Origin of the sequence: Pseudoalteromonas sp. APM04, assembly GCF_022809815.1 — a bacterium.
GTDB lineage: Bacteria > Pseudomonadota > Gammaproteobacteria > Enterobacterales > Alteromonadaceae > Pseudoalteromonas > Pseudoalteromonas marina.
In genome coordinates, this window is the sequence record NZ_CP094441.1 from 262685 (window position 1) to 286245 (window position 23561).

The window sequence follows — 23561 nt, forward strand, 5'->3', positions numbered from 1 at the left end:
CGGAGTTGAGCAATGAAAGTACGTGCTTCCGTTAAGAAAATATGCCGTAACTGTAAAGTTATTAAACGTGCTGGTGTAGTACGCGTAATTTGCAGTGAGCCTAAGCATAAGCAAAGGCAAGGCTAAGTAAACAGTCGTGCAGGCTGAGATTTCTCGGCCTGTGTTTTTAGTAGTGATTTGGTCTTCGTTTGAGTATCCTTACGGGCTTTTCAAACTTTTGATTACCAAATTCGAATATAGGAGATGTGTTAGTGGCCCGTATTGCTGGCATTAACGTCCCTGATCATAAACATGCAGTTATTGGTTTAACAGCTATTTATGGCATAGGTAAGACTCGCTCTAAGGCTATCTTAGCAGCGACTGGTATCGCCGAGACCACAAAAATCGGTGAACTTTCTGACGAAACACTTGACGTACTGCGTGATGCAGTTGGCAAGTACACTGTTGAAGGTGACCTTCGTCGTGAAGTTACATTAAATATCAAGCGCCTTATGGACCTTGGTTGTTACCGTGGCCTACGTCACCGTCGCTCTTTACCACTACGTGGTCAAAGAACTAAGACTAACGCGCGTACCCGTAAGGGTCCTCGTAAGCCTATTAAGCGATAAGGGGATAGTATTATGGCTAAGACACCAATTCGTCGTAAAAAGGTTAAAAAACAAGTTGCTGATGGTATGGCTCATGTTCATGCTTCTTTCAACAACACTATTGTAACGATTACCGACCGTCAAGGTAATGCACTATCATGGGCTACTGCCGGTGGTTCAGGTTTCCGTGGTTCACGTAAATCTACACCATTTGCTGCTCAGGTTGCTGCAGAGCGTGCAGGTACTGCTGCTCAAGAATACGGTTTAAAAAATCTAGAAGTTTTCATCAAAGGTCCAGGTCCAGGTCGTGAATCTGCTGTACGTGCTTTGAATGCTGCTGGTTACCGTATTACAAACATTACTGACGTGACGCCAATACCACATAATGGTTGTCGTCCACCGAAGAAACGTCGCGTTTAACAATAGGTTAGGAGAAATAACATGGCAAGATATTTGGGCCCTAAGCTCAAGCTGAGTCGTCGTGAAGGTACTGACCTGTTCCTTAAGAGCGGCGTAAGAGCTATCGACTCTAAGTGTAAACTTGAGACTGCACCTGGTCAGCACGGCGCTCGTAAAGGTCGTCTATCTGATTACGGTTTACAATTACGTGAAAAGCAAAAAGTACGTCGTATCTACGGTGTATTAGAAAAGCAATTCCGTAACTACTATAAAGAAGCTGCTCGCCTTAAAGGTAATACAGGTGAAAACTTGTTACAGCTTTTAGAGCAACGTTTAGACAATGTTGTATATCGCATGGGTTTTGCTAGCACACGCGCTGAAGCACGTCAGTTAGTAAGCCATAAAGCGATTCTAGTTAATGGTCGTGTTGTGAACATTCCTTCATACGTAATTACTCCAGAAGATACTGTAGTAATCCGTGAGAAGTCTAAGACACAAGCACGTATCATCGCTGCTCTAGAGTTGGCTGAGCAACGTGAAAAGCCGACTTGGGTTGAAGTTGACGGTAAGAAATTGGAAGGCAGCTTTAAGCGTCTACCTGAGCGTTCAGACCTGTCTGCGGACATTAATGAACAACTAATCGTCGAACTTTACTCTAAGTAAAGTTAAGAGTTAAGAGAGGATAAAATGCAGGGTTCTGTTACAGAATTTCTAAAACCAAGGTTAGTCGACATCGACGCTATCAACCCAACGCGTTCTAAAATAGTTTTAGAACCATTAGAGCGTGGCTTTGGTCACACTCTGGGTAATGCTTTACGCCGTATATTACTTTCATCTATGCCTGGATGTGCAGTAACTGAAGTAGAAATCGACGGTGTATTACATGAGTACAGCGCGAAAGAAGGCGTTCAAGAAGACATCATTGAAATACTATTAAACCTTAAAGGTTTAGCAGTAACGTTAGAAGGCAAAGATGAAGTTTTTCTGACCCTGACTAAATCTGGTGTAGGCCCTGTTACTGCGGCTGATATTCAGCACGATGGCGATGTAACAATTGCTAATCCAGATCACGTTATCTGTAATTTAACTACAGGTAACAGCGAGATCAGCATGCGTATTCGTGTTGAGCGCGGTCGTGGTTATGTGCCGGCATCTAGTCGTTTATCCTCTGATGACGATGAGCGTCCAATTGGTAGATTGTTGCTTGATGCATCATTCAGCCCAGTTGAACGTATTGCGTACTCGGTTGAATCAGCTCGAGTTGAGCAACGTACAGATTTAGACAAATTAATCATTGATATGGAAACAAACGGTACATTAGATCCTGAAGAAGCGATCCGCCGTGCGTCTACTATCTTAGCTGAGCAATTAGATGCATTCGTAGATTTACGCGATGTAACTGAGCCAGAAGAGAAAGAAGAGAAACCAGAATTCGATCCTATTCTGCTTCGTCCAGTCGATGATCTTGAACTAACAGTACGCTCAGCAAATTGTTTGAAAGCCGAGCAAATTCAATATATCGGTGATTTAGTTCAGCGCACTGAGGTTGAGCTTCTTAAAACGCCTAATCTAGGTAAGAAGTCTCTAACTGAAATTAAAGACGTGCTAGCTTCACGTGGTCTTTCTCTAGGTATGCGCCTAGAAAACTGGCCACCTGCAAGTTTAGCTGAATAATCTAAATCACTATATTAGTTTAGTTAGAAGGATAGGGTCATGCGCCATCGTAAGAGTGGTCGTCAATTAAACCGTAACAGTAGCCATCGTAAAGCGATGTTCAGCAATATGGCAGGTTCTTTGGTGAAACATGAAATCATCAAAACTACTTTGCCAAAAGCGAAAGAGTTACGTCGTGTAATTGAACCTTTAATCACACTGGCTAAGACTGACAGTGTAGCAAACCGCCGTTTAGCGTTTGCTCGCACACGCGACAATGAAGTTGTTGGTAAATTATTCAGTGAAATCGGTCCACGTAACGCGGATCGTCCAGGTGGTTACACTCGTATTCTTAAGTGTGGCTTCCGTACTGGTGATAATGCACCAATGGCTTATATTGAACTAGTTGGTCGCCCAGCGACTAGCGAAGAAGTTCAAGAAGACGCACAGTCTGCAGAGTAAGTCTTAAAGAAACCTAAAGCCGAGCTTATGCTCGGCTTTTTAATGCCTGAAATTTACAAATTAAACTTCTGCATTATTATATTTACCTATTACCTATTACCTATTACCTATTACCTATTACCTATTACCTATTACCTATTACCTATTACCTATTACCTATTACCTATTTACCACTAATCTCAAGTCAGCCAAAACACAGCTCTATTGCATTAATGATTTGGCTAAGTGAGTAGCATTACTATAAAAACGGTAACGTTACACCTAAGAAAAATCATAAGCTAAAAAGGTTGTTACCATAATTACCTTTCAAATAAGCACTAGAAAGATATTTATCATCATACACTTAGTAAAATGGCGCTATTACATAAATAAAGCTTACTATTAGTTGTGTTTTTGAGCGTTTAGCTCAAATACTCATCGAACAGCATGTTTTTTCAAGTTTTCTTTAAAAAAGGGTTGATCTGTTTTCGGATCTCCCTATAATGCGACCCCACTGAGACGGCAGAGCAGGCAACGCTTAGCGAGGCAAGCAAACCACTTAGTGAGTCGAGTAAAACTTGAGTTTAGATTTTTATAAAATTTAAAATTAAGTGTTGACAAAAACACAGGAAAGCGTAAGATTCGCTTCCCTTGAGTCGCTAAGGCAACTCAAACGTTCTTTAACAATATAAAGCAATCATCTGTGTGGGCACTCGTACAGATTGAGTTCTAACAGCCAAGCTACTTAGGTAGTGAGGCAAACAAATTAGAGTCTCAATTGAAACTGAGTGACCAACAGCAATAACTTACTTAGGTTTTACTTAAGAAAAGAATTGCAGCACAGTCAATTCAATATCGAAAGATATTAAATAAATTCAGAATTCATTGAGCTGTCGAAAGACACAAAACTTTTTAATTGAAGAGTTTGATCATGGCTCAGATTGAACGCTGGCGGCAGGCCTAACACATGCAAGTCGAGCGGTAACAGAAAGTAGCTTGCTACTTTGCTGACGAGCGGCGGACGGGTGAGTAATGCTTGGGAACATGCCTTGAGGTGGGGGACAACAGTTGGAAACGACTGCTAATACCGCATAATGTCTACGGACCAAAGGGGGCTTCGGCTCTCGCCTTTAGATTGGCCCAAGTGGGATTAGCTAGTTGGTGAGGTAATGGCTCACCAAGGCAACGATCCCTAGCTGGTTTGAGAGGATGATCAGCCACACTGGAACTGAGACACGGTCCAGACTCCTACGGGAGGCAGCAGTGGGGAATATTGCACAATGGGCGAAAGCCTGATGCAGCCATGCCGCGTGTGTGAAGAAGGCCTTCGGGTTGTAAAGCACTTTCAGTCAGGAGGAAAGGGTGTGAGTTAATACCTCATATCTGTGACGTTACTGACAGAAGAAGCACCGGCTAACTCCGTGCCAGCAGCCGCGGTAATACGGAGGGTGCGAGCGTTAATCGGAATTACTGGGCGTAAAGCGTACGCAGGCGGTTTGTTAAGCGAGATGTGAAAGCCCCGGGCTCAACCTGGGAACTGCATTTCGAACTGGCAAACTAGAGTGTGATAGAGGGTGGTAGAATTTCAGGTGTAGCGGTGAAATGCGTAGAGATCTGAAGGAATACCGATGGCGAAGGCAGCCACCTGGGTCAACACTGACGCTCATGTACGAAAGCGTGGGGAGCAAACGGGATTAGATACCCCGGTAGTCCACGCCGTAAACGATGTCTACTAGAAGCTCGGAACCTCGGTTCTGTTTTTCAAAGCTAACGCATTAAGTAGACCGCCTGGGGAGTACGGCCGCAAGGTTAAAACTCAAATGAATTGACGGGGGCCCGCACAAGCGGTGGAGCATGTGGTTTAATTCGATGCAACGCGAAGAACCTTACCTACACTTGACATACAGAGAACTTTCTAGAGATAGATTGGTGCCTTCGGGAACTCTGATACAGGTGCTGCATGGCTGTCGTCAGCTCGTGTTGTGAGATGTTGGGTTAAGTCCCGCAACGAGCGCAACCCCTATCCTTAGTTGCTAGCAGGTAATGCTGAGAACTCTAAGGAGACTGCCGGTGATAAACCGGAGGAAGGTGGGGACGACGTCAAGTCATCATGGCCCTTACGTGTAGGGCTACACACGTGCTACAATGGCGCATACAGAGTGCTGCGAACCTGCGAAGGTAAGCGAATCACTTAAAGTGCGTCGTAGTCCGGATTGGAGTCTGCAACTCGACTCCATGAAGTCGGAATCGCTAGTAATCGCGTATCAGAATGACGCGGTGAATACGTTCCCGGGCCTTGTACACACCGCCCGTCACACCATGGGAGTGGGTTGCTCCAGAAGTAGATAGTCTAACCCTCGGGAGGACGTTTACCACGGAGTGATTCATGACTGGGGTGAAGTCGTAACAAGGTAGCCCTAGGGGAACCTGGGGCTGGATCACCTCCTTATACGATTTAGAACTTATTTGTTCGTAGTGTCCACACAGATGATTGTTAATTAGTTAAGCCACTGGCTTAGTTAATTAATATGCTCTTTAAAAATTTGGAAAAGCTGATAATAAAATTCGTATGAATAACATTGTTATTTGTACAGAGTTTTCAAAAGTAAAAAAGAATGATAGCAGTATCATTCAGTGCCATTTAATCACTCTTTGAGTTGATTGATTGGTATCTACTTTAGTATTCAATATTAACTTCTGGCGAAGTTAAACTGTCACAAAACAAAGACCCGTTTGGGTTGTATGGTTAAGTGACTAAGCGTACACGGTGGATGCCTTGGCAGTTGGAGGCGATGAAGGACGTATTAACTTGCGATAAGCCTAGTCAAGCTAGTAAAAAGCACTTGAGACTAGGATTTCCGAATGGGGAAACCCACCTGCTTGCAGGTATCGTTAACTGAATACATAGGTTAACGAGGCGAACGCGGAGAACTGAAACATCTAAGTACCCGTAGGAAAAGAAATCAACCGAGATTCCGAAAGTAGCGGCGAGCGAAATCGGAACAGCCCTTAAGCTTATTATGTGTTAATGGAAGGCTCTGGAAAGTGCCACGATACAGGGTGATAGTCCCGTACATGAAAAGACATTTTAAGTGAAATCGAGTAGGTCGGAGCACGTGAAACTTTGACTGAATATAGGTGGACCATCATCTAAGGCTAAATACTCCCAACTGACCGATAGTGAACCAGTACCGTGAGGGAAAGGCGAAAAGAACCCCTGTGAGGGGAGTGAAATAGAACCTGAAACCGTGTACGTACAAGCAGTAGGAGCAGACTTGTTCTGTGACTGCGTACCTTTTGTATAATGGGTCAGCGACTTATATTTTGTAGCGAGGTTAACCGATTAGGGTAGCCGTAGGGAAACCGAGTCTTAACTGGGCGAATAGTTGCAAGGTATAGACCCGAAACCCGGTGATCTAGCCATGGGCAGGTTGAAGGTTGAGTAACATCAACTGGAGGACCGAACCCACTAACGTTGAAAAGTTAGGGGATGACCTGTGGCTAGGAGTGAAAGGCTAATCAAACCGGGAGATAGCTGGTTCTCCCCGAAATCTATTTAGGTAGAGCCTCGGACGAATACTTACGGGGGTAGAGCACTGTTAAGGCTAGGGGGTCATCCCGACTTACCAACCCTTTGCAAACTCCGAATACCGTAAAGTAATATCCGGGAGACACACGGCGGGTGCTAACGTCCGTCGTGAAGAGGGAAACAACCCAGACCGCCAGCTAAGGTCCCAAAGTCATAGTTAAGTGGGAAACGATGTGGAAAGGCCCAGACAGCCAGGAGGTTGGCTTAGAAGCAGCCATCCTTTAAAGAAAGCGTAATAGCTCACTGGTCGAGTCGGTCTGCGCGGAAGATGTAACGGGGCTAAACTATGCACCGAAGCTGCGGATTCATACTTTGTATGAGTGGTAGGGGAGCGTTCTGTAAGCGGTTGAAGGTGTACCGGGAGGTATGCTGGACGTATCAGAAGTGCGAATGCTGACATGAGTAACGATAATGCGGGTGAAAAACCCGCACGCCGGAAGACCAAGGGTTCCTATCCCATGTTAATCAGGGTAGGGTAAGTCGACCCCTAAGGCGAGGCCGAAAGGCGTAGTCGATGGGAAACGGATTAATATTTCCGTACTTGGTATAATTGCGATGGGGGGACGGAGAAGGCTAAGCAAGCATGGCGATGGTTGTCCATGTGAAAGTGAGTAGGGCGTTTGTTTAGGTAAATCCGGACGAACATTAAACCTGAGACACGAGACGAGTCACTACGGTGATGAAGTTGCTGATGCCATACTTCCAGGAAAAGCCTCTAAGCTTCAGATTATACCGAATCGTACCCCAAACCGACACAGGTGGTCAGGTAGAGAATACTAAGGCGCTTGAGAGAACTCGGGTGAAGGAACTAGGCAAAATCGTACCGTAACTTCGGGAGAAGGTACGCTCCTATCTGTGATGAGACTTGCTCTCTAAGCGGACGGGAGCCGCAGTGACCAGGTGGCTGGGACTGTTTATTAAAAACACAGCACTGTGCAAAATCGCAAGATGACGTATACGGTGTGACACCTGCCCGGTGCCGGAAGGTTAATTGATGGGGTTATCTTCGGAGAAGCTCTTGATCGAAGCCCCGGTAAACGGCGGCCGTAACTATAACGGTCCTAAGGTAGCGAAATTCCTTGTCGGGTAAGTTCCGACCTGCACGAATGGTGTAACCATGGCCACGCTGTCTCCACCCGAGACTCAGTGAAATTGAAATCGCAGTGAAGATGCTGTGTACCCGCGGCTAGACGGAAAGACCCCGTGAACCTTTACTACAGCTTGGCACTGAACATTGAACCTACATGTGTAGGATAGGTGGGAGACTTTGAAGATGAGACGCTAGTCTTGTTGGAGTCGTCCTTGAAATACCACCCTTGTAGTTTTGATGTTCTAACGTTGGCCCCTGAATCGGGGTTACGGACAGTGCCTGGTGGGTAGTTTGACTGGGGCGGTCTCCTCCCAAAGAGTAACGGAGGAGCACGAAGGTTGGCTAAGTACGGTCGGACATCGTACGGTTAGTGTAATGGTAGAAGCCAGCTTAACTGCGAGACAGACACGTCGAGCAGGTACGAAAGTAGGTCATAGTGATCCGGTGGTTCTGAATGGAAGGGCCATCGCTCAACGGATAAAAGGTACTCCGGGGATAACAGGCTGATACCGCCCAAGAGTTCATATCGACGGCGGTGTTTGGCACCTCGATGTCGGCTCATCACATCCTGGGGCTGAAGTCGGTCCCAAGGGTATGGCTGTTCGCCATTTAAAGTGGTACGCGAGCTGGGTTTAGAACGTCGTGAGACAGTTCGGTCCCTATCTGCCGTGGGCGTTTGAGAATTGAGAGGGGTTGCTCCTAGTACGAGAGGACCGGAGTGAACGAACCGCTGGTGTTCGGGTTGTCATGCCAATGGCATTGCCCGGTAGCTACGTTCGGAACTGATAAGCGCTGAAAGCATCTAAGCGCGAAGCAGGCCTCGAGATGAGTTCTCACTAGACTTTTAAAGTCTCTGAAGGGCCGTTGAAGACTACAACGTTGATAGGCAAGATGTGGAAGTGGTGTGAGCCATTAAGCTAACTTGTACTAATTACCCGTGAGGCTTAACCATACAACGCCAAACGCGTTTTGTGTGACAGTTAAGACAGAAGTTAATAACTAAAGTAGATATTACTGACAGAAAGACTTAAAAAATATTATCAGATATTTTCCAAATTCAGTTAGTGCGTAGAAATACGGATTAACGCCCAAATTTGCTTGGTGACAATAGCGTTTTGGACCCACCTGATTCCATGCCGAACTCAGTAGTGAAACGAAACAGCGCCGATGATAGTGTAGCATTTGCTATGTGAAAGTAGGACATTACCAGGCTTCAAATAAGAGAAACCCGTTACAGTAATGTGACGGGTTTTTTGCTGTCTGGGGTTTAGTAAGAGCCAAGACCCCATGCCGAACCCAGTAGCGGCGGCTCATACATATCCTGTGCTCCACGGTATTTTATTCCCGTACATTACGCAAAACAATGTCAAAGCGAGATTCGTACAAGGCAGACCGGCACAACGTAGCATCCCATTTGCTATGTGACTTTTTACCGCTGTGGGCACCATGACATTCTACTGCGTAGCGCACCGACTTCAAATTGTAGAAAGCCCGACTAGCGATAGTCGGTTTTTTTACGTCTGCAGAAAAGTGACATTCAACATTTCCTTTTCTAAAGCGAAGCGTCTCCCAAACGAAGCGCCTCTTTGTGAAGAGTGTTTTAGTTATCTAGTAAATTACCAGATGATGACGCAGAATTAGCTCTTTGGCTCTTTAGCGCAGGGTACAGCGCCATTGCTATAAAGCCGCTCTCCTACTCTAAATACAAGAAAGCACGACTCGAAAGAGTAAGAGTTTATATGACTGTAGACCTTTAACAGTTTGGCTTGTGGTGTTGGAGTGTTCTATCTTATGTATTCGGTTATTTATTAAAGAAACTTAGTTGCTGGGGTAAAAATTAGAATCAAAAACGCCAACTCAAGGTTGGCGTTTTAATTATGAGGCTAAAGGTTATTTTTAAGCTTTAGGGCCTGCATTTTTAATATCGTCAGATACGTCGTATTTAGCAAAGTTTTCTGTAAAGTCAGCAGCCAATTTAGCTGCATATTCATTATATTTAGCCTTATCTTCCCACGTGTTAATAGGGTTAAGAAGGTTGCTATCAACACCAGGTACTGCAACTGGTACGTTTAAGTTCAATGCATCAATATGTTGAGTTTCAACACCGGCTAATTTACCTGACACTATAGCGTCAATTACAGCACGTGTAGTTGGTATATCAAAACGCTTGCCGATACCGTAAGGACCGCCAGTCCAGCCAGTATTCACTAGGTAAACTTTAGCGCCAAACTCACGTACACGTTTCATTAGAAGCTCAGCATAAACCCCTGCAGGACGTGGGAAGAATGGTGCGCCAAAACAGGTTGAGAATGTAGATTCTATATCGCTTGTTGAACCAATTTCGGTTGAACCTACTTTAGCAGTATACCCGCTTAGGAAGTGGTACGCAGCGGCTTCTTCACTCAGTACAGATACAGGAGGTAATACGCCACTCACATCACATGTTAAGAATACAACAGCTTTAGGCTCACCTGCGCGGTTTTCTACTTTACGCTTTTCAACATGTTCTAATGGGTAAGCAGCTCTGCTATTTTGGGTCAGACTTGTATCGTTAAAATCTGGCACACCTTTATCATCAAGCACAACATTTTCTAAGATAGTGCCAAAGCGGATTGCATCCCAAATAACAGGCTCATTCTTTTGTGAAAGGTCGATACATTTTGCGTAACAGCCGCCTTCGATGTTAAATACACTACCAGGTGCCCAGCCATGTTCGTCATCGCCGATTAGGAAGCGAGTTGGGTCAGCTGATAACGTTGTTTTACCAGTGCCAGATAAACCGAAGAATAATGCTGTGTCGCCAGCTTCACCAACGTTAGCCGAACAGTGCATTGGTAATACACCCTTAGCTGGTAATAAGAAGTTTTGAACTGAGAACATCGATTTCTTCATTTCACCGGCGTAGCGCATTCCCGCCAGTAATACTTTACGTTGTGCAAAGTTAATAATTACGGTGCCATCGCTGTTAGTGCCATCACGTTCTGGTTCACATACAAACGATGGTACGTTCATCACTTGCCATTGTGGTAAGTTTGAAGCGTTATAGTTTTTAGGTTCAATAAACATGTTTTTGGCAAAAATGTGATGCCATGCAGTTTCTGTTGTGACAACTACAGGTAAATAATGCTCTGGGTCAGCGCCAACTTCTAGGTGAGAGGTGAAGTGGTCATTACTTTGCACATGTGCTTCTACGCGTGCCCATAAAGCATCAAATTTGTCAGCATCGAAAGGACGGTTTACATTGCCCCATTGAATTTCATTTTGTGTTGTAGCTTCTTGTACAATAAAACGATCTCGAGGTGAACGGCCTGTTCGTTTTCCTGTAATGGCTACGAAAGCACCATTTGCGGCTAAAGTTCCTTCGCCGCGGCGGATCGCATGCTCGACAAGTTCAGCTGCGGTTAAATCGACAAAACGTGTAGCGCTTGTAATCATGTTTATACCTAACTATGTATGAGAGTTTGAACGGGATAGCTCTGGGTAAATAGTGCCCTTCAGCTGTAATGATAGTAACAGAAGGTTTTCAGATATTCGAGCCTGTAAAGCCCTTAAAAACATATATATTTGCAAAAAAACATGAATAATTTCAATGATACCGGTGTCATTAAATGTCACTTTTTATGACACCGGTATCATCTTTTTATAATATAAAACCGCATATTTTGCGGCTTTATATAGGAAGATGAGCTGAGATGGAGTTTTTAGTTGAAAATACTCTTAATGTCTTGCTCATTAAACGTATATTCTTTTAAGCAGTAATGACAGTTGATATTAACACTGCCGTTTTCTGCTACATCATCGAGTAGCTCTTGTTGTCCTACATTAACTAATGCGGTGATTGTTTTGTCGCGACTACAGCCACATTTGAAACGTATGCTTTGTGGTTCAAAAACACGTGGATTATCTTCATGATACAAACGAGTTAAGATTGTATTTGCATCAAGATTTAACAACTCTTCATCTTTTATCGTATTGCTGAGAGCTTCTAGGTGGGTGAAGTCTTCAATTGACTTTTGTTTATCAACAGGCAGTACCTGTAAAAATAAACCACATGCCTTTGCACTGCCTTCGGTTGTATTGGTTGCAAACCATAAACGAGTTTTTAACTGCTCTGATTGCTCAAAGTAACTTTCAATACACTCACTTAGAGTGTCATGCTCTAGAGGGACTATACCTTGGTAGCGCTCACCTTTATCTGGCGTAATAGTAATAACCATATAGCCATTACCGATTAGTTCTTTGACAGTACTGCCTGTCACTTCATTTTGTAGACGAGCAATACCACGCATATTTTGCTTATCATCACCATTTATTACTGCATATTTAACGGGTCCGTCACCTTGCAGTTGCACGGCTATTTCACCTTCAAATTTTAATGTAGCTGTAAGTAAGCAAGTAGCGACCAATAGCTCACCTAGTAATGCTTTTACAGGTGCTGGGTAATTATGGTTGGCAATCATTTCATTGTAGGCACTCTCAATTTGAACGAGTTCGCCACGAACATCTAGTTCGTTGAATAAATAACGGTGAAGTAAATCTTGTTGCATGAGCGGCTATACCTAACTTGATTTCATTTTTAAAAGTTCGCGTCTTTGCTTTTTATCGGGTTTTTTATCCGGATGAGGAGCAAAAAAGCTATTATTTTTACGTGCGATGCTGTTTTCTTCGCGTTTAGCGATACTAGCATCAGATTCTTGGTACAAGGTCTGAGCAATGGGGGCGCTTTGTCGTTTTTCAAGCACCCTAGTTATGGTTACGATTTTTTCATCTACACCTTGAGCGAGTTTCACTATCGCACCAACCTCGACTATTTTACTCGCCTTTGTTCGCTGTCCATTATAATGCACTTTACCGCCTTGTACCATTTCCCTTGCTATCGCACGTGTTTTATAAAAGCGTGCTGCCCATAACCATTTATCTAATCGAACTTTTAGGTTATCTATGAGGTCAGAGTCTTTATTACTATTACTTTTTTTACTCATAACGTGTTTGTACCTGCAGTAATTTATTATCTAAAATTTACCACGAAATCTATCTAGGATGAAGGTATTACAGTGGGCGTTTGTTTTTTGTTCAAGTAAATAGAAGTTATTCATTCTGTTTACAAAGTTTAATATTAGTGTGCTTGTTGAATGAAAAATGAAAGGGTACTATGGGGTCGCGCTTACGCAGTAAATTAAAAAAAGAACACTATTTATGGAACAGCAAATCCAACAGCTAAAACACATTTTAACTCGATTACCGCATGCTAAATTAAGTGCGTTAGTCACGCTATTAGTTGTTGTTTACCTTGCATTTTTATTATCAAAATTGGTTTGGCTTTTATGGCCTCAACCTCAGGTATCTTTACTTAGTCCTACTCAGTTTGCCACACAGTCATCGGGAACAAGTAATAATTCGGCACAACGTATTGTTGAGCAGTTTTTGTTTGGTAAAAAAACGGTAACAAACAGCGCTAATACTGCAAAACAATCACAAATTATTAATGACGCCCCTGAAACACGTTTAAGTATTAACTTAACAGGCATAGTAGCTGTAAGTAATGATGATAAAGCAGGCGTTGCAATTATTGAGTCGCAGGGCAAGCAGGTTAGCTACCTTGTCGATGAAGTTGTATCTGGGACCCGTGCAAAAGTAGCGCAAATACTTCCTGACCGTGTCATTTTAAGTGTAAATGCCCGTTTTGAAACGCTTATGCTTGATGGACTCGATTTCACCAAAACAGTCTCTATGCCGGTGCTCGCTGCAAAAGATGAGCAAGAAATGGGACCGCAACGATTAGATGGCAGTGAAGAACAAATAAATGCGACTGCAGACCCAGAAGTAAAAGAAGCCATTATAGAAACACGCGAAGAATTATTAGAAGAACCCGGTAAACTTTTTGATTACATACGTGTATCTCAAGCAATGAGTGAAGGTGAGCTAATTGGTTACCGCTTAAGTCCGGGAAAAGAACCCGCACTATTTAAGCAAATGGGATTAAAAAATAACGATTTAGCTGTTTCTATTAACGGCTATCAACTAACGGATTTAAAACAGGCTATGTCAGCCATAAACGAGCTGCGCAATAGCACCGATGCTACTATCACCATTGAGCGTGATGGTGAGCAAATAGATGTGCAATTTAGCCTGCAATAACTTAGCTTTGGAGTTTTAACATAATGGTTCAGGTGCTACACCTCACAAAAATTAAAAAAGGGTTAGCTAAGTACGCAGCACTTTTTTTGGCGGCAAGTATATCTTTGTCTGTTTCTGCAGTTGAATATGCAGCAAACTTTAAGGGTACTGATATCAACGAGTTTATTAATATTGTTGGTAAAAACCTTAATAAAACGGTGATTATAGATCCCAACGTGCGTGGTAAAGTGAATGTACGTAGCTATGAGTTAATGGATGAAGATCTTTACTATCAATTCTTTTTAAATGTATTAGAAGTTTACGGCTACTCAGCTGTTGAAATGGATAATGGCATTATTAAAGTAGAAAAAAGTTCTGACGCTAAAAAGTCGAATGTGCCACTAATTACTGAAAACAGTTCTGCATCGGGCGATATGATGATCACCCGCGTGGTGCGCGTAAAAAATGTAAGCGTGCAAGAACTAGGACCATTAGTTCGTCAATTTAGCGATCAGAAAGATGGTGGCCATGTTGCTAACTTTAATGCTGCAAACGTAATGATGTTGACTGGCCATGCTGCATCAGTAAACCGCTTAGTGGAAATTATTCGTTCAGTTGACCAAGCCGGTGATAAGCGTGTTGATATTGTAAAGCTTAAATACGCAACGGCTGATGATGTTGTTTCTGTAGTAGAAAATATTTATAAAGATAGTGGCAAAGGAAGCGTACCAGAATTTTTGATTCCTAAAGTCGTAGCCGACGGCCGTACCAATAGCGTAATTGTAAGTGGTGAAGGGCAAGCCCGCACACGTGCAATTGAATTGATTAAGCGCCTTGATGGTGAGCTTGAAAGCCAAGGCAACACTAAGGTGTTTTATTTAAACTACGCCAAATCGGAAGACTTAGTTAAGGTTCTTCAGGGTGTAAGTAAGTCGTTAACCGAGGAAGCTCAAGGTAGCGCAACTAAAACGCGTTCGCGTAGTAACAACGAAACCAGCATTGAGGCACACCCAGAGTCTAATTCACTAATCATCACAGCACAGCCCGATACTATGCGTTCATTAGAGTCAGTTATTGAACGATTAGATATTCGTCGTGCACAAGTATTAGTTGAAGCAATTATTATTGAAGTAATGGAAGGTGATGGCGTTAATTTAGGCTTGCAGTGGATTTCAGAGCAAGGTGGCATGCTGCAGTTTAATAACGGTACAACAGTACCTGTTGGGTCGTTAGCTGTTGCAGCAGAACAAGCTGCAGATCAAACAGTAACTAAAACAATTATTGGTACAGAGTCTGGCACGGTTACACCTTACACAGAAACGACAGAAGGTGACTACGGGCCGCTTGCATCATTACTTAGTGGTATTAATGGCTTAGCACTGGGCGTTATAAAAAACGACTGGGGCGCAATTATTCAGGCTGTAGCAACCGACACTAACTCAAATATTTTGGCAACGCCTTCAATTACCACCATGGATAACGAAGAAGCCTCTATTTTAGTGGGTCAAGAAGTACCTATTATTACCGGATCTCAAACAGGCACTAACAATAGCAACCCATTTCAAACGGTTGAGCGTCAAGAAGTGGGTATTAAACTTATTGTAACGCCACAAATTAACGATGGCTCAGCGGTACAGCTCACCATTGAGCAAGAGGTATCGAGTGTAAGTGGTGCAACTGCGGTTGATATTTCAGTGAACAAACGCGCTATTAAGACAACGGTTATCGCCGATGATGGCGGTATGGTTGTTTTAGGTGGCTTAATAGACGAAGACGTCCAAGAAAGTGTGTCTAAAGTCCCATTATTAGGTGATATTCCTGTTTTAGGGCACCTATTTAGGTCAACAAACACGACTCGCCGTAAGCGTAACTTAATTGTATTTATCCGCCCAACGATCATCCGTGATGGGGTGAGCATGAATAAGTTAAGTTTTAACAAGTATAACTTTATTCGTGGTGAGCAAACTAAGCAGCAAGAAGATGGTATTGATTTAATGCCAATGACCGATACCCCTGTATTACCAGAGTGGAATGATGAGCTAGTGCTTCCGCCAACTTATGAAGAGCATTTACGTAAACAAAATGCACAAGAGCGTAAAGATGACTAATGCGATACAAGAGATAAACCAAGACGTGGTTCATCCTAATACGCATAGTGCAGATGAGCCCTTAGCTGATGACGTACTCGTTGAGTTACCAGCAAAACGTTTACCATTTTCGTACGCGCGACGTGCGGGTGTTTTGCTCAGTGAATATCAAGGCCAAACTACCGTGTACTTTCGTGGTGAGCTTGATTTATATGTATTACTTGAAGTGCGCAGAATCGCAGGTCATGGCTTTAAATTAGAGCAGCTTGATGATGACAAGTTTGAATTGTTACTTGAGTCATCTTACCAACGTGATAGCTCTGAAACGCAGCAAATGATGGAAGATATTGGCAACGAAGTTGATCTGTTTTCTTTAGCTGATGAGCTCCCGCAAACTGAAGATTTATTAGCTGGTGATGACGATGCGCCCATTATAAAACTCATTAATGCCATGCTTAGCGAGGCCATTAAAGAGGGGGCGTCAGATATTCATATTGAAACGTTCGAGCAAGAACTTGTGATTCGTTTCAGGGTTGATGGAGTTTTAAAAGAAGTACTAAAGCCAAATCGTAAACTTGCCTCATTGCTTGTATCGCGTATTAAGGTAATGGCAAAACTCGATATAGCTGAAAAGCGTATTCCGCAAGATGGTCGTATTAGCTTGCGTATTGCAGGACGTGCAGTAGATGTGCGTGTATCAACCATGCCGTCGAGCTTTGGTGAGCGAGTAGTATTACGTTTACTTGATAAGAACAATGCTCGCCTAAACCTAGAAGATTTAGGTATGACTCCAAAAAACCGTGAGTTGTTTGCTGACTTAATTAGTAAGCCGCACGGGATTATTTTGGTAACAGGACCAACGGGTTCTGGTAAAAGTACCACCTTGTATGCAGGTATGAGCCAAATAAATTCTCGCGATCGTAATATTCTGACTGTAGAAGATCCTATTGAATATGAGATCCCAGGTATTGGTCAAACGCAAGTAAATACAAAAGTAGATATGACGTTTGCAAGAGGGTTGCGTGCTATTTTACGTCAAGATCCCGATGTTGTAATGGTGGGTGAAATACGTGATCTTGAAACTGCCCAAATAGGGGTTCAAGCATCACTTACTGGTCACTTAGTTATGTCTACACTGCATACAAATACGGCGTCTGGTGCTATTACTCGAATGGAAGACATGGGCGTTGAACCGTTTTTGCTTTCTTCATCGCTATTAGGTGTTTTATCTCAGCGCTTAGTGCGTACGTTGTGCAACAGCTGTAAAGAAGGGCATGTGGCAGACGAACGTGAATGTCAGCTTTTAGGTGTACCATTTGAGAGCAAGCCAACGATTTACCGTGCAATAGGCTGTGAAGAATGTAACTTTAATGGTTACAAAGGTCGTACTGGTATACACGAGTTACTTGTTGTAGATGAAACAATACGAGAAATGATCCACAACGGTAAAGGTGAGCAAAGTGTAGAAAAATACATCCGCACTCATAGCCCAAGTATTCGCCAAGATGGTTGCAGCCGTGTGCTTGCAGGAAAAACCACGCTTGAAGAAGTGCTGCGTGTTACCCGTGAGGAAGGCTAATAATGGCTGCGTTTGAATATCGGGCATTAGATGGCCGCGGCAAAGAAAAAAAAGGTATTTTAGAGGCCGATACCGCCAAGCAAGTTCGTCAGCTTCTGCGCGATAAAAGCTTAACCCCTTTAGAGGTTGTGCCTGCGGCTCAGAGTGATAAACAGGTAAAGGGTGAGAAAGCGCCTTTATTTGGTAGCCTTTTTAAACCAAGTATTTCTACATCTGAACTTGCGCTCATCACACGCCAGTTAGCAACGTTAATTCAGTCAGCATTACCAGTTGAGGGCGCGGTTATGGCGGTGGCTGAGCAGTGTGAAAAACCACGTTTAAAACGTATGTTAATGTCGGTTCGTTCAAAAGTTGTTGAAGGCTATACCCTTGCTGATGGTATGAGTGAGTTTCCCCATGTGTTTGACGACTTATATCGTTCAATGGTGGCTGCGGGTGAAAAGTCAGGGCATCTTGACCAAGTACTTAATCGCTTAGCCGATTACACCGAGCAGCGTCAGCATATGCGTAGTCAAATAACACAGGCTATGGTTTACCCAACTATTCTAGTTATTTTTGCCATTGGTATAGTGTCGGTTTTATTAGGTACTGTTGTTCCTAAAATACTAAAAACCTTTGAAAAAACTAAACAAGTATTACCTTGGACCACCGAGTGGGTAATGGCTGGGAGTCATTTTGTACAAAATTACTGGTTTATTAGCCTACTAGCCATCACCGGCATTGCGATTGGCATTAAGTACGCATTAAAAAAACCACAAGTGCGCTTTTGGTGGGACGACCGTGTGCTGCATATGCCGGGTATTGGTAAGGTGGCTCGTGGTATTAATACCGCTCGCTTTGCTCGTACGTTAAGTATTTTATCTTCAAGCTCTGTACCACTACTTGAAGGAATGCGAATTTCTGGCGATGTACTCGTAAACGAAAAAATCAAGAAGTCGGTAGCCGACGCAGCTGACAGAGTAAGCGAAGGTGCAAGCCTTAGAGCGGCCTTACAGCAAACTAAATTATTCCCGCCGATGATGCTACATATGATCGCCAGTGGTGAAAAATCAGGTGAGCTAGAGCAAATGCTAGAGCGTGCAGCGAATAACCAAGACCGTGAATTTGAAAGCATGGTTAACGTATCGCTTAAGTTATTAGAGCCTGCAATGATTGCATCTATGGCTGTTATCGTTTTATTTATTGTTATGGCCATTTTGCAGCCTATTATGGCAATGAACAAAGCAGTTGGGCTCTAAATTTAAATAGTTTTTATATATTAATGGTTTTACCTAAACCATTTTTGCTTAGTGTTTTTAGAATAATGAGGTAATTACGTGAACAAACAATCAGGTTTTTCTTTACTAGAAGTAATGGTGGTACTGGTTATCATCGGGATGATTATGTCTATTGTTGCGCCAAATATTATGGGTCAACAAGAAGAGGCCGCTATTGATAAAGCGCATTTAGATATTCAGCAGCTTGAAGATGCGATGAGCTTATACAAGCTTAAAAATAAAAGTTACCCAAGCACAGAGCAAGGTCTTGAAGCGTTAGTAACTAAAACGTCTATTGAGCCTGTTCCAAAACGTTTTCCTGATGGCGGCTTTATCAGCGAATTACCAGAAGATCCATGGGGTAATACATACTTATTAATAAGCCCAGGTGAAATTGGTAAATTTGATATTTTCTCTATGGGACCAGACGGTGAAGTCGGTACTGACGACGACATTGGTAACTGGGATGAAGAAAAGCAGTAATGAGTCAGTCTACTGAGCTTAAACTAAATGTATTTGTTGAAGACTTATTATGAACGTAGGTCTTCAATTAATGCACAAGAAAAAGGGTTTTAGCTTAATCGAGATTTTAGTTGTATTAGTGGTTATCGCTTTTGCAACAAAAATGGTGGTATACAGCTTAGACGGCGGCGCCGAAGATGAGTTAGATGCTCAAGCGCTTAGGTTGCATACCACCATTAATATGGCGTCAGAATTTGCAATTTTAAATCAGGTAGAGCTTGGCTTACTCGTTGAAAAAAATACCCTAGAATACTTGGTATTTGATGGGGAAAAATGGGTAACCTTTGATAGGGAGGAGTTATTTAAACCCATAGAGTTGGAGCCACGACTAAAGCTTACCCTCAACTTAGAAGACCTTGCATGGGCTCAAGATAATCTACTTGAACAGTCTAATTGGCGAGAGCTTATGAGTGGTGGTGAAGACGATAGCTTACTCGAACTTAAAAAGCTTAAAATACCTCAAGTACTTATTTTATCGTCGGGCGAAGTAAGCGCATTTCAGTTAATTCTTGAGCTAAAAGATCAAAGTGACCCTGTTTACTTTATTGAGGGTGAATTTACAGCACCAGTAAATTTAAGAAGAGAGCCAGAGTAATGACATTAAGTAAAGGCTTTACCTTGTTAGAAGTACTTGTTGCTTTGAGTATTTGTGCAATGGCGGGTATTGCAGCAATGCAAGCCACAGGCGAGCATATTCATCACTTAACAACAATTGAAGAACAAACATATGCCTCCTGGGTTGCTGAAAATGTCATTATTGAACAACGGGTAAAAGGCGAGCAATGGCAAGGTAAAAATAACTTACGTGGTAGTGAGGTTATGGGTGGTGTTGAATGGTTTTGGCAGCAAGAGGTTGTGCCCACTGCAGATAAAAGCTTTGTTAAATTAACCATAAATGTATTTATCGATGAAAAGTACGAACAGTCAGTCTATGAGCTTTCAACGTATTTAAATAAAGGTAAAAAGTAAGTGAAGCAGCGCGGATTTACATTGCTTGAAGTAATGGTTGCTTTGGGGATTTTAGCTTTTGTTGTTATTTCTACGCACCAAATACTAGACAGCACAACTAAAGCAAAAGACGCATCGGACGAAAAAATAGCGGAACTTAATGGTTTACAAACAACGTTTAGGCTTATGGACCAAGACTTTAGCCAAATGACTAAACGTGCAGTTAGAAACGAGTCTGGTGACGTACAAGAATATTATTTATTAGCAGGGCGTTATGTGCTTGAAAGCCAATATGACGGCATTGCATTTGTAAGAGACGGTTGGATAAACCCAATAAATTTATTACCTAGGTCAGAGCTGCAGGCTGTTGGATATAGGGTCATAGATGATAATCTTGAGCGTGTGTATCGCGTGTACGTTGATCAGCTTGATAATATGGAGCCACGTGTACAGCAGGTATTAGAAAACGTCGAAGAGCTTAAGTTTGAATTTTTAGACAGTGACAATAAGTGGCAAGAACAATGGGAAGTAAAAGCATTGCCTAAAGCGGTTGCGGTTACTTTACAACAAATAGAGGCCGAACCTATTCGTCGTGTATTTTTAGTTCCTGGGCAAGGAAGTAGAAGTAATGGGTAGGCAGTCTTCGCGCGGAGCAGCGCTGGTTATTGTGTTATTTATTGTTGCATTAGCTGCTATTTTAGCCGTAGAAATGAGTGCTAATTTAATGGTGCAAGTGCAAAAAAGTACTAATTTACAAGGTCACCAACAAGCAAAATGGTATGCTTACGGTGCTGAAGAGTTGGCTATTAAAGGACTCATTCAAAGCAAGAAAGATGACCCAGATAAAACAACGCTTGATCAAGTATGGGCAACACAAGGTAACGCAGCATACCCAGTTGATAACGGCACATTAAGTGGTTCAATTACTGACTTGCAATCATGTTTAAATTTAAACGCCATAGCGATTGAACCCGATACAAATAGTGCTGACAAAACAAACCCTGCACACAAAGCACTGTTTGCCTTACTTGAAAATATAGAAGATTTACCAGCGGATGAATCGGAAGAAGCAATGGCTGATAGCGTGTTCGACTGGCTGGATGAAAATAGCATAACCTATCGCTCAGGTGCTGAAGAGGGAGAGTACTTATCTCGTAAATTTCCGTATATGACTGCTAATAGTTTATTTGCATCTCCATCGGAACTTCGCTTGGTAAAAGGCTTTAACCCGCTAGTAATGGAAAAAGTACTGCCTTATGTGTGTGTTATTCCGGGGAGCACTCAGCTTTTAATTAACATTAATACAATAGCACCAGAACAGGCTTTACTACTAAGCGCGCTGATGGATAATTTAAGTTTGTCGGCTGCAGAGGCTGTTATTGCTGCAAGGCCACAAACAGGTTTTGATTCTTTAGAAGAATTTTTTGAACAGGTACAGCAACAAGGCGGTACAAACACTGAATCAGTGAAAGACTTATTTAGTATTAAAAGCGAATATTTTAAATTACAAACGCAGGCAAACTTTGTAGATCTGCGTTTTTCGATGACCACCTTACTGCACGCCAAAGACGGCGAAGTAACGATACTGGCGCGAAAATTTGGAGGCGTACAGTGACAGAAATATTGTTGATCCGTACGGGTCAAACCCAACAAGAACGATTAAATTGGCTTGTATATTCACCACAAGAACAAGAAATAATAGCCAGTGGTGAGCTATCAAGCGCAGGCAATTTGAATGAATTATGTGAAAAAGCAGCCAACAGGGAGGTGGTTGTTTTATTGCCAAGCGATCAAGTGCAATTAAAAACGGTAACACTACCCACAAAGTGGAATCGCAAATTAGAGCAAGCACTCCCTTACATGCTTGAAGAAGATATAGCCTGCGATGTAGACGATTTGTATATAGCTATAGGCGAAGCAACCATGGTTGGTGAGCAGCATGCTATTCAGGTTGCTATGACTGACCGCGAATGGTTTGAGCAATGGCTCGCGTTGTTTGTGGAACATGAGCTGCCTGTTTATAAAATATTACCTGATGCACTGTTGTTACCCTCTGTAGGTGAGGGAGAGGCTAGTGCTATAGAGCTCAATCAGCAGTGGCTGTTTAAGCAAGGGGCATGGCATATTAGTGCGGTTGAATTAAGCTGGTTGTCAGGTTACTTGACTGCGTTAGGTAACCCTGAGGTTAAACACTTTAGCCCAGCGGAAGACTTCCCAGAGGGGACGAATTTACAAGCGCAAACAAGTCAGTACGATCTCCCGTTAGCTTTATTTGCTAAGCAATTAAATAACGTTAAATTCAACCTTCGCCAAGGTGTTTACCAGCTTAAAAAGAAGAGCGCGCTCTGGTGGGGTTACTGGAAAGGCGCGGCAATTTTTACAGCCGTCGCATTGGGCTCTACTTTAGTTATAAAGGCAATTGAGTTGCAACAGCTTAATTCTCAGGTCGATATAGTAAAAAACCAAGTAGTTGAGCGATACCAGACAGCATTCCCCGGATCTAAAGTGCACCCTAATTTGATAAAAAATCAGATTAAAGGCGCATTAGATAGAATAGAAGGCTCTGATGAATCCGGTTTTTTAGAGCTGACGACTAATTTGGTTGATGTATTTTCACAAGTGAATGAGTTCACACCAGAAACGTTACGTTACGACAAGCGAAGAAACGAGTTACGTATTCGCGCGCGTGCTAAAGACTTTCAAACCTTTGGTAAAGTAAAAACCATACTTGAAAAGCAAGGCTTAACGGTAGAGCAAGGGTCTTTAAATAACGATGGTGATTTTGTGGTAGGTGAGATTAAATTGCGAGGTGCTGCATGAAAGCACAAGCGATAAAATACTGGCGTTCTTTAAAAGAACAAGAGCAGCAACTTATTATGGTTGCTGGTGGTATATTTGTTATTTTTATTCTTGTGATGGGGATATTCAGGCCGTTAAATAACGCCATAACAAAAGCGGAACAATCGAAAATTAAGCAACAGGCTTTGCTCGTGTGGGTTGACGAAAGCATAGTAAAGCTAAAAGCAGCGGGTAATACGCGTGTTGCGAGTAGTCAAAATCTAAGCCAAGTGGTTAACTCTACCCGCAGTCGCTATCAAATCAATATTAGTAAAATGCAGCCTAGTGATGGTTCGCTGCGTTTAACGCTCGACTCAGTAGAGTTTAATAAACTAGTAGAATGGCTCGATGAATTAGTGAATCAGCATGGTTTAAAAATCGAAAACTTAGATTTAAGTCGCGACGATAAATCGGGTTATGTAAGAGTAAGCCGTTTGGTATTAGAGAATTAATAA

Annotated in this window: 20 protein-coding genes and 3 rRNA genes; 20 read left to right on the plus strand and 3 right to left on the minus strand. The window is 42.6% G+C overall.

Features of this window, described 5'->3' with window-relative positions:
• The first annotated feature begins 12 nt into the window (after positions 1–12).
• From rpmJ to rrf, 9 genes are all read left to right on the plus strand, one after another.
• Complete coding sequence (rpmJ, locus tag MTP24_RS01270) at positions 13–126, plus strand: 50S ribosomal protein L36 (RefSeq protein WP_002959476.1); 114 nt, start codon at positions 13–15, stop codon at positions 124–126.
• Positions 127–251: 125 nt separating this feature from the next.
• Complete coding sequence (rpsM, locus tag MTP24_RS01275; RefSeq protein WP_006794252.1) at positions 252–608, plus strand: 30S ribosomal protein S13; 357 nt, start codon at positions 252–254, stop codon at positions 606–608.
• A gap of 12 nt (positions 609–620) precedes the next feature.
• Positions 621–1007, plus strand: coding sequence for a 30S ribosomal protein S11 (gene rpsK, locus MTP24_RS01280; protein ID WP_002959471.1), 387 nt, complete (start codon positions 621–623; stop codon positions 1005–1007).
• Positions 1008–1028: 21 nt separating this feature from the next.
• Positions 1029–1649: a 30S ribosomal protein S4 gene (gene rpsD / locus MTP24_RS01285; RefSeq protein ID WP_002959461.1), complete on the plus strand. Its 621-nt coding sequence runs from the start codon at positions 1029–1031 to the stop codon at positions 1647–1649.
• A gap of 24 nt (positions 1650–1673) precedes the next feature.
• On the plus strand, positions 1674–2660 hold the full coding sequence (rpoA, locus tag MTP24_RS01290; protein ID WP_008127834.1) for a DNA-directed RNA polymerase subunit alpha: 987 nt from the start codon (positions 1674–1676) through the stop codon (positions 2658–2660).
• A 39-nt stretch (positions 2661–2699) separates the two neighbouring features.
• The gene (gene rplQ / locus MTP24_RS01295; RefSeq protein ID WP_006794892.1) at positions 2700–3101 is read left to right on the plus strand and encodes a 50S ribosomal protein L17; all 402 of its coding nucleotides are present in this window, start codon (positions 2700–2702) and stop codon (positions 3099–3101) included.
• Positions 3102–3993: 892 nt separating this feature from the next.
• Positions 3994–5529, plus strand: a 16S ribosomal RNA gene (locus tag MTP24_RS01300).
• 295 nt (positions 5530–5824) lie between these two features.
• Positions 5825–8711: ribosomal RNA gene (locus MTP24_RS01305) — 23S ribosomal RNA — on the plus strand.
• Positions 8712–8856: 145 nt separating this feature from the next.
• Positions 8857–8971, plus strand: a 5S ribosomal RNA gene (rrf, locus tag MTP24_RS01310).
• Together the 16S, 23S and 5S rRNA genes form the textbook arrangement of a ribosomal RNA operon.
• Positions 8972–9655: 684 nt before the next feature.
• On the opposite strand, the gene MTP24_RS01315 is transcribed toward rrf, so the two are convergent.
• The 3 genes from MTP24_RS01315 to hslR form a co-directional block, all read right to left on the minus strand.
• Positions 9656–11194, minus strand: a complete 1539-nt coding sequence (locus MTP24_RS01315; protein WP_243532411.1) for a phosphoenolpyruvate carboxykinase — start codon at positions 11192–11194, stop codon at positions 9656–9658.
• A 266-nt stretch (positions 11195–11460) separates the two neighbouring features.
• Positions 11461–12306, minus strand: coding sequence for an Hsp33 family molecular chaperone HslO (gene hslO / locus MTP24_RS01320; RefSeq protein ID WP_243532413.1), 846 nt, complete (start codon positions 12304–12306; stop codon positions 11461–11463).
• Positions 12307–12318: 12 nt separating this feature from the next.
• Positions 12319–12741 carry a ribosome-associated heat shock protein Hsp15 gene (hslR, locus tag MTP24_RS01325; protein WP_243532416.1) on the minus strand — a complete coding sequence of 141 codons (423 nt, stop codon included), beginning with the start codon at positions 12739–12741 and terminating at the stop codon, positions 12319–12321.
• 214 nt (positions 12742–12955) lie between these two features.
• Here hslR and gspC point away from each other — a divergent pair, with 214 nt between their 5' ends.
• From gspC to MTP24_RS01380, 11 genes are all read left to right on the plus strand, one after another.
• The gene (gene gspC, locus MTP24_RS01330; RefSeq protein ID WP_039038558.1) at positions 12956–13897 is read left to right on the plus strand and encodes a type II secretion system protein GspC; all 942 of its coding nucleotides are present in this window, start codon (positions 12956–12958) and stop codon (positions 13895–13897) included.
• Between the two features lie 23 nt (positions 13898–13920).
• Positions 13921–15984, plus strand: a complete 2064-nt coding sequence (gene gspD / locus MTP24_RS01335) for a type II secretion system secretin GspD (protein ID WP_203985815.1) — start codon at positions 13921–13923, stop codon at positions 15982–15984.
• The gene (gene gspE / locus MTP24_RS01340) at positions 15977–17542 is read left to right on the plus strand and encodes a type II secretion system ATPase GspE (protein ID WP_243532418.1); all 1566 of its coding nucleotides are present in this window, start codon (positions 15977–15979) and stop codon (positions 17540–17542) included. The genes gspD and gspE overlap by 8 nt, the downstream gene beginning before the upstream one ends.
• A 2-nt stretch (positions 17543–17544) precedes the next feature.
• Positions 17545–18780 carry a type II secretion system inner membrane protein GspF gene (gene gspF / locus MTP24_RS01345; protein ID WP_006794633.1) on the plus strand — a complete coding sequence of 412 codons (1236 nt, stop codon included), beginning with the start codon at positions 17545–17547 and terminating at the stop codon, positions 18778–18780.
• Positions 18781–18858: 78 nt separating this feature from the next.
• Positions 18859–19281 (plus strand): type II secretion system major pseudopilin GspG, encoded by a 423-nt coding sequence (gene gspG / locus MTP24_RS01350; RefSeq protein ID WP_006794634.1) that lies wholly within the window; start codon positions 18859–18861, stop codon positions 19279–19281.
• 49 nt (positions 19282–19330) lie between these two features.
• Complete coding sequence (locus tag MTP24_RS01355; protein ID WP_243532420.1) at positions 19331–19915, plus strand: prepilin-type N-terminal cleavage/methylation domain-containing protein; 585 nt, start codon at positions 19331–19333, stop codon at positions 19913–19915.
• Positions 19915–20289 carry a type II secretion system minor pseudopilin GspI gene (gene gspI, locus MTP24_RS01360; protein WP_006794636.1) on the plus strand — a complete coding sequence of 125 codons (375 nt, stop codon included), beginning with the start codon at positions 19915–19917 and terminating at the stop codon, positions 20287–20289. The genes MTP24_RS01355 and gspI overlap by 1 nt, the downstream gene beginning before the upstream one ends.
• Positions 20290–20904: a type II secretion system minor pseudopilin GspJ gene (gene gspJ / locus MTP24_RS01365; protein ID WP_006794637.1), complete on the plus strand. Its 615-nt coding sequence runs from the start codon at positions 20290–20292 to the stop codon at positions 20902–20904. It begins immediately after the preceding gene.
• A complete protein-coding gene (gene gspK / locus MTP24_RS01370) occupies positions 20897–21883 on the plus strand; it encodes a type II secretion system minor pseudopilin GspK (RefSeq protein ID WP_006794638.1) in 987 nt (328 codons plus the stop codon). The genes gspJ and gspK overlap by 8 nt, the downstream gene beginning before the upstream one ends.
• Complete coding sequence (gspL, locus tag MTP24_RS01375; protein ID WP_243532421.1) at positions 21880–23088, plus strand: type II secretion system protein GspL; 1209 nt, start codon at positions 21880–21882, stop codon at positions 23086–23088. Before gspK ends, gspL begins: the two co-directional genes overlap by 4 nt.
• Positions 23085–23558, plus strand: coding sequence for a type II secretion system protein M (locus tag MTP24_RS01380; protein ID WP_010558132.1), 474 nt, complete (start codon positions 23085–23087; stop codon positions 23556–23558). Before gspL ends, MTP24_RS01380 begins: the two co-directional genes overlap by 4 nt.
• The last annotated feature ends 3 nt before the right edge of the window (positions 23559–23561 follow it).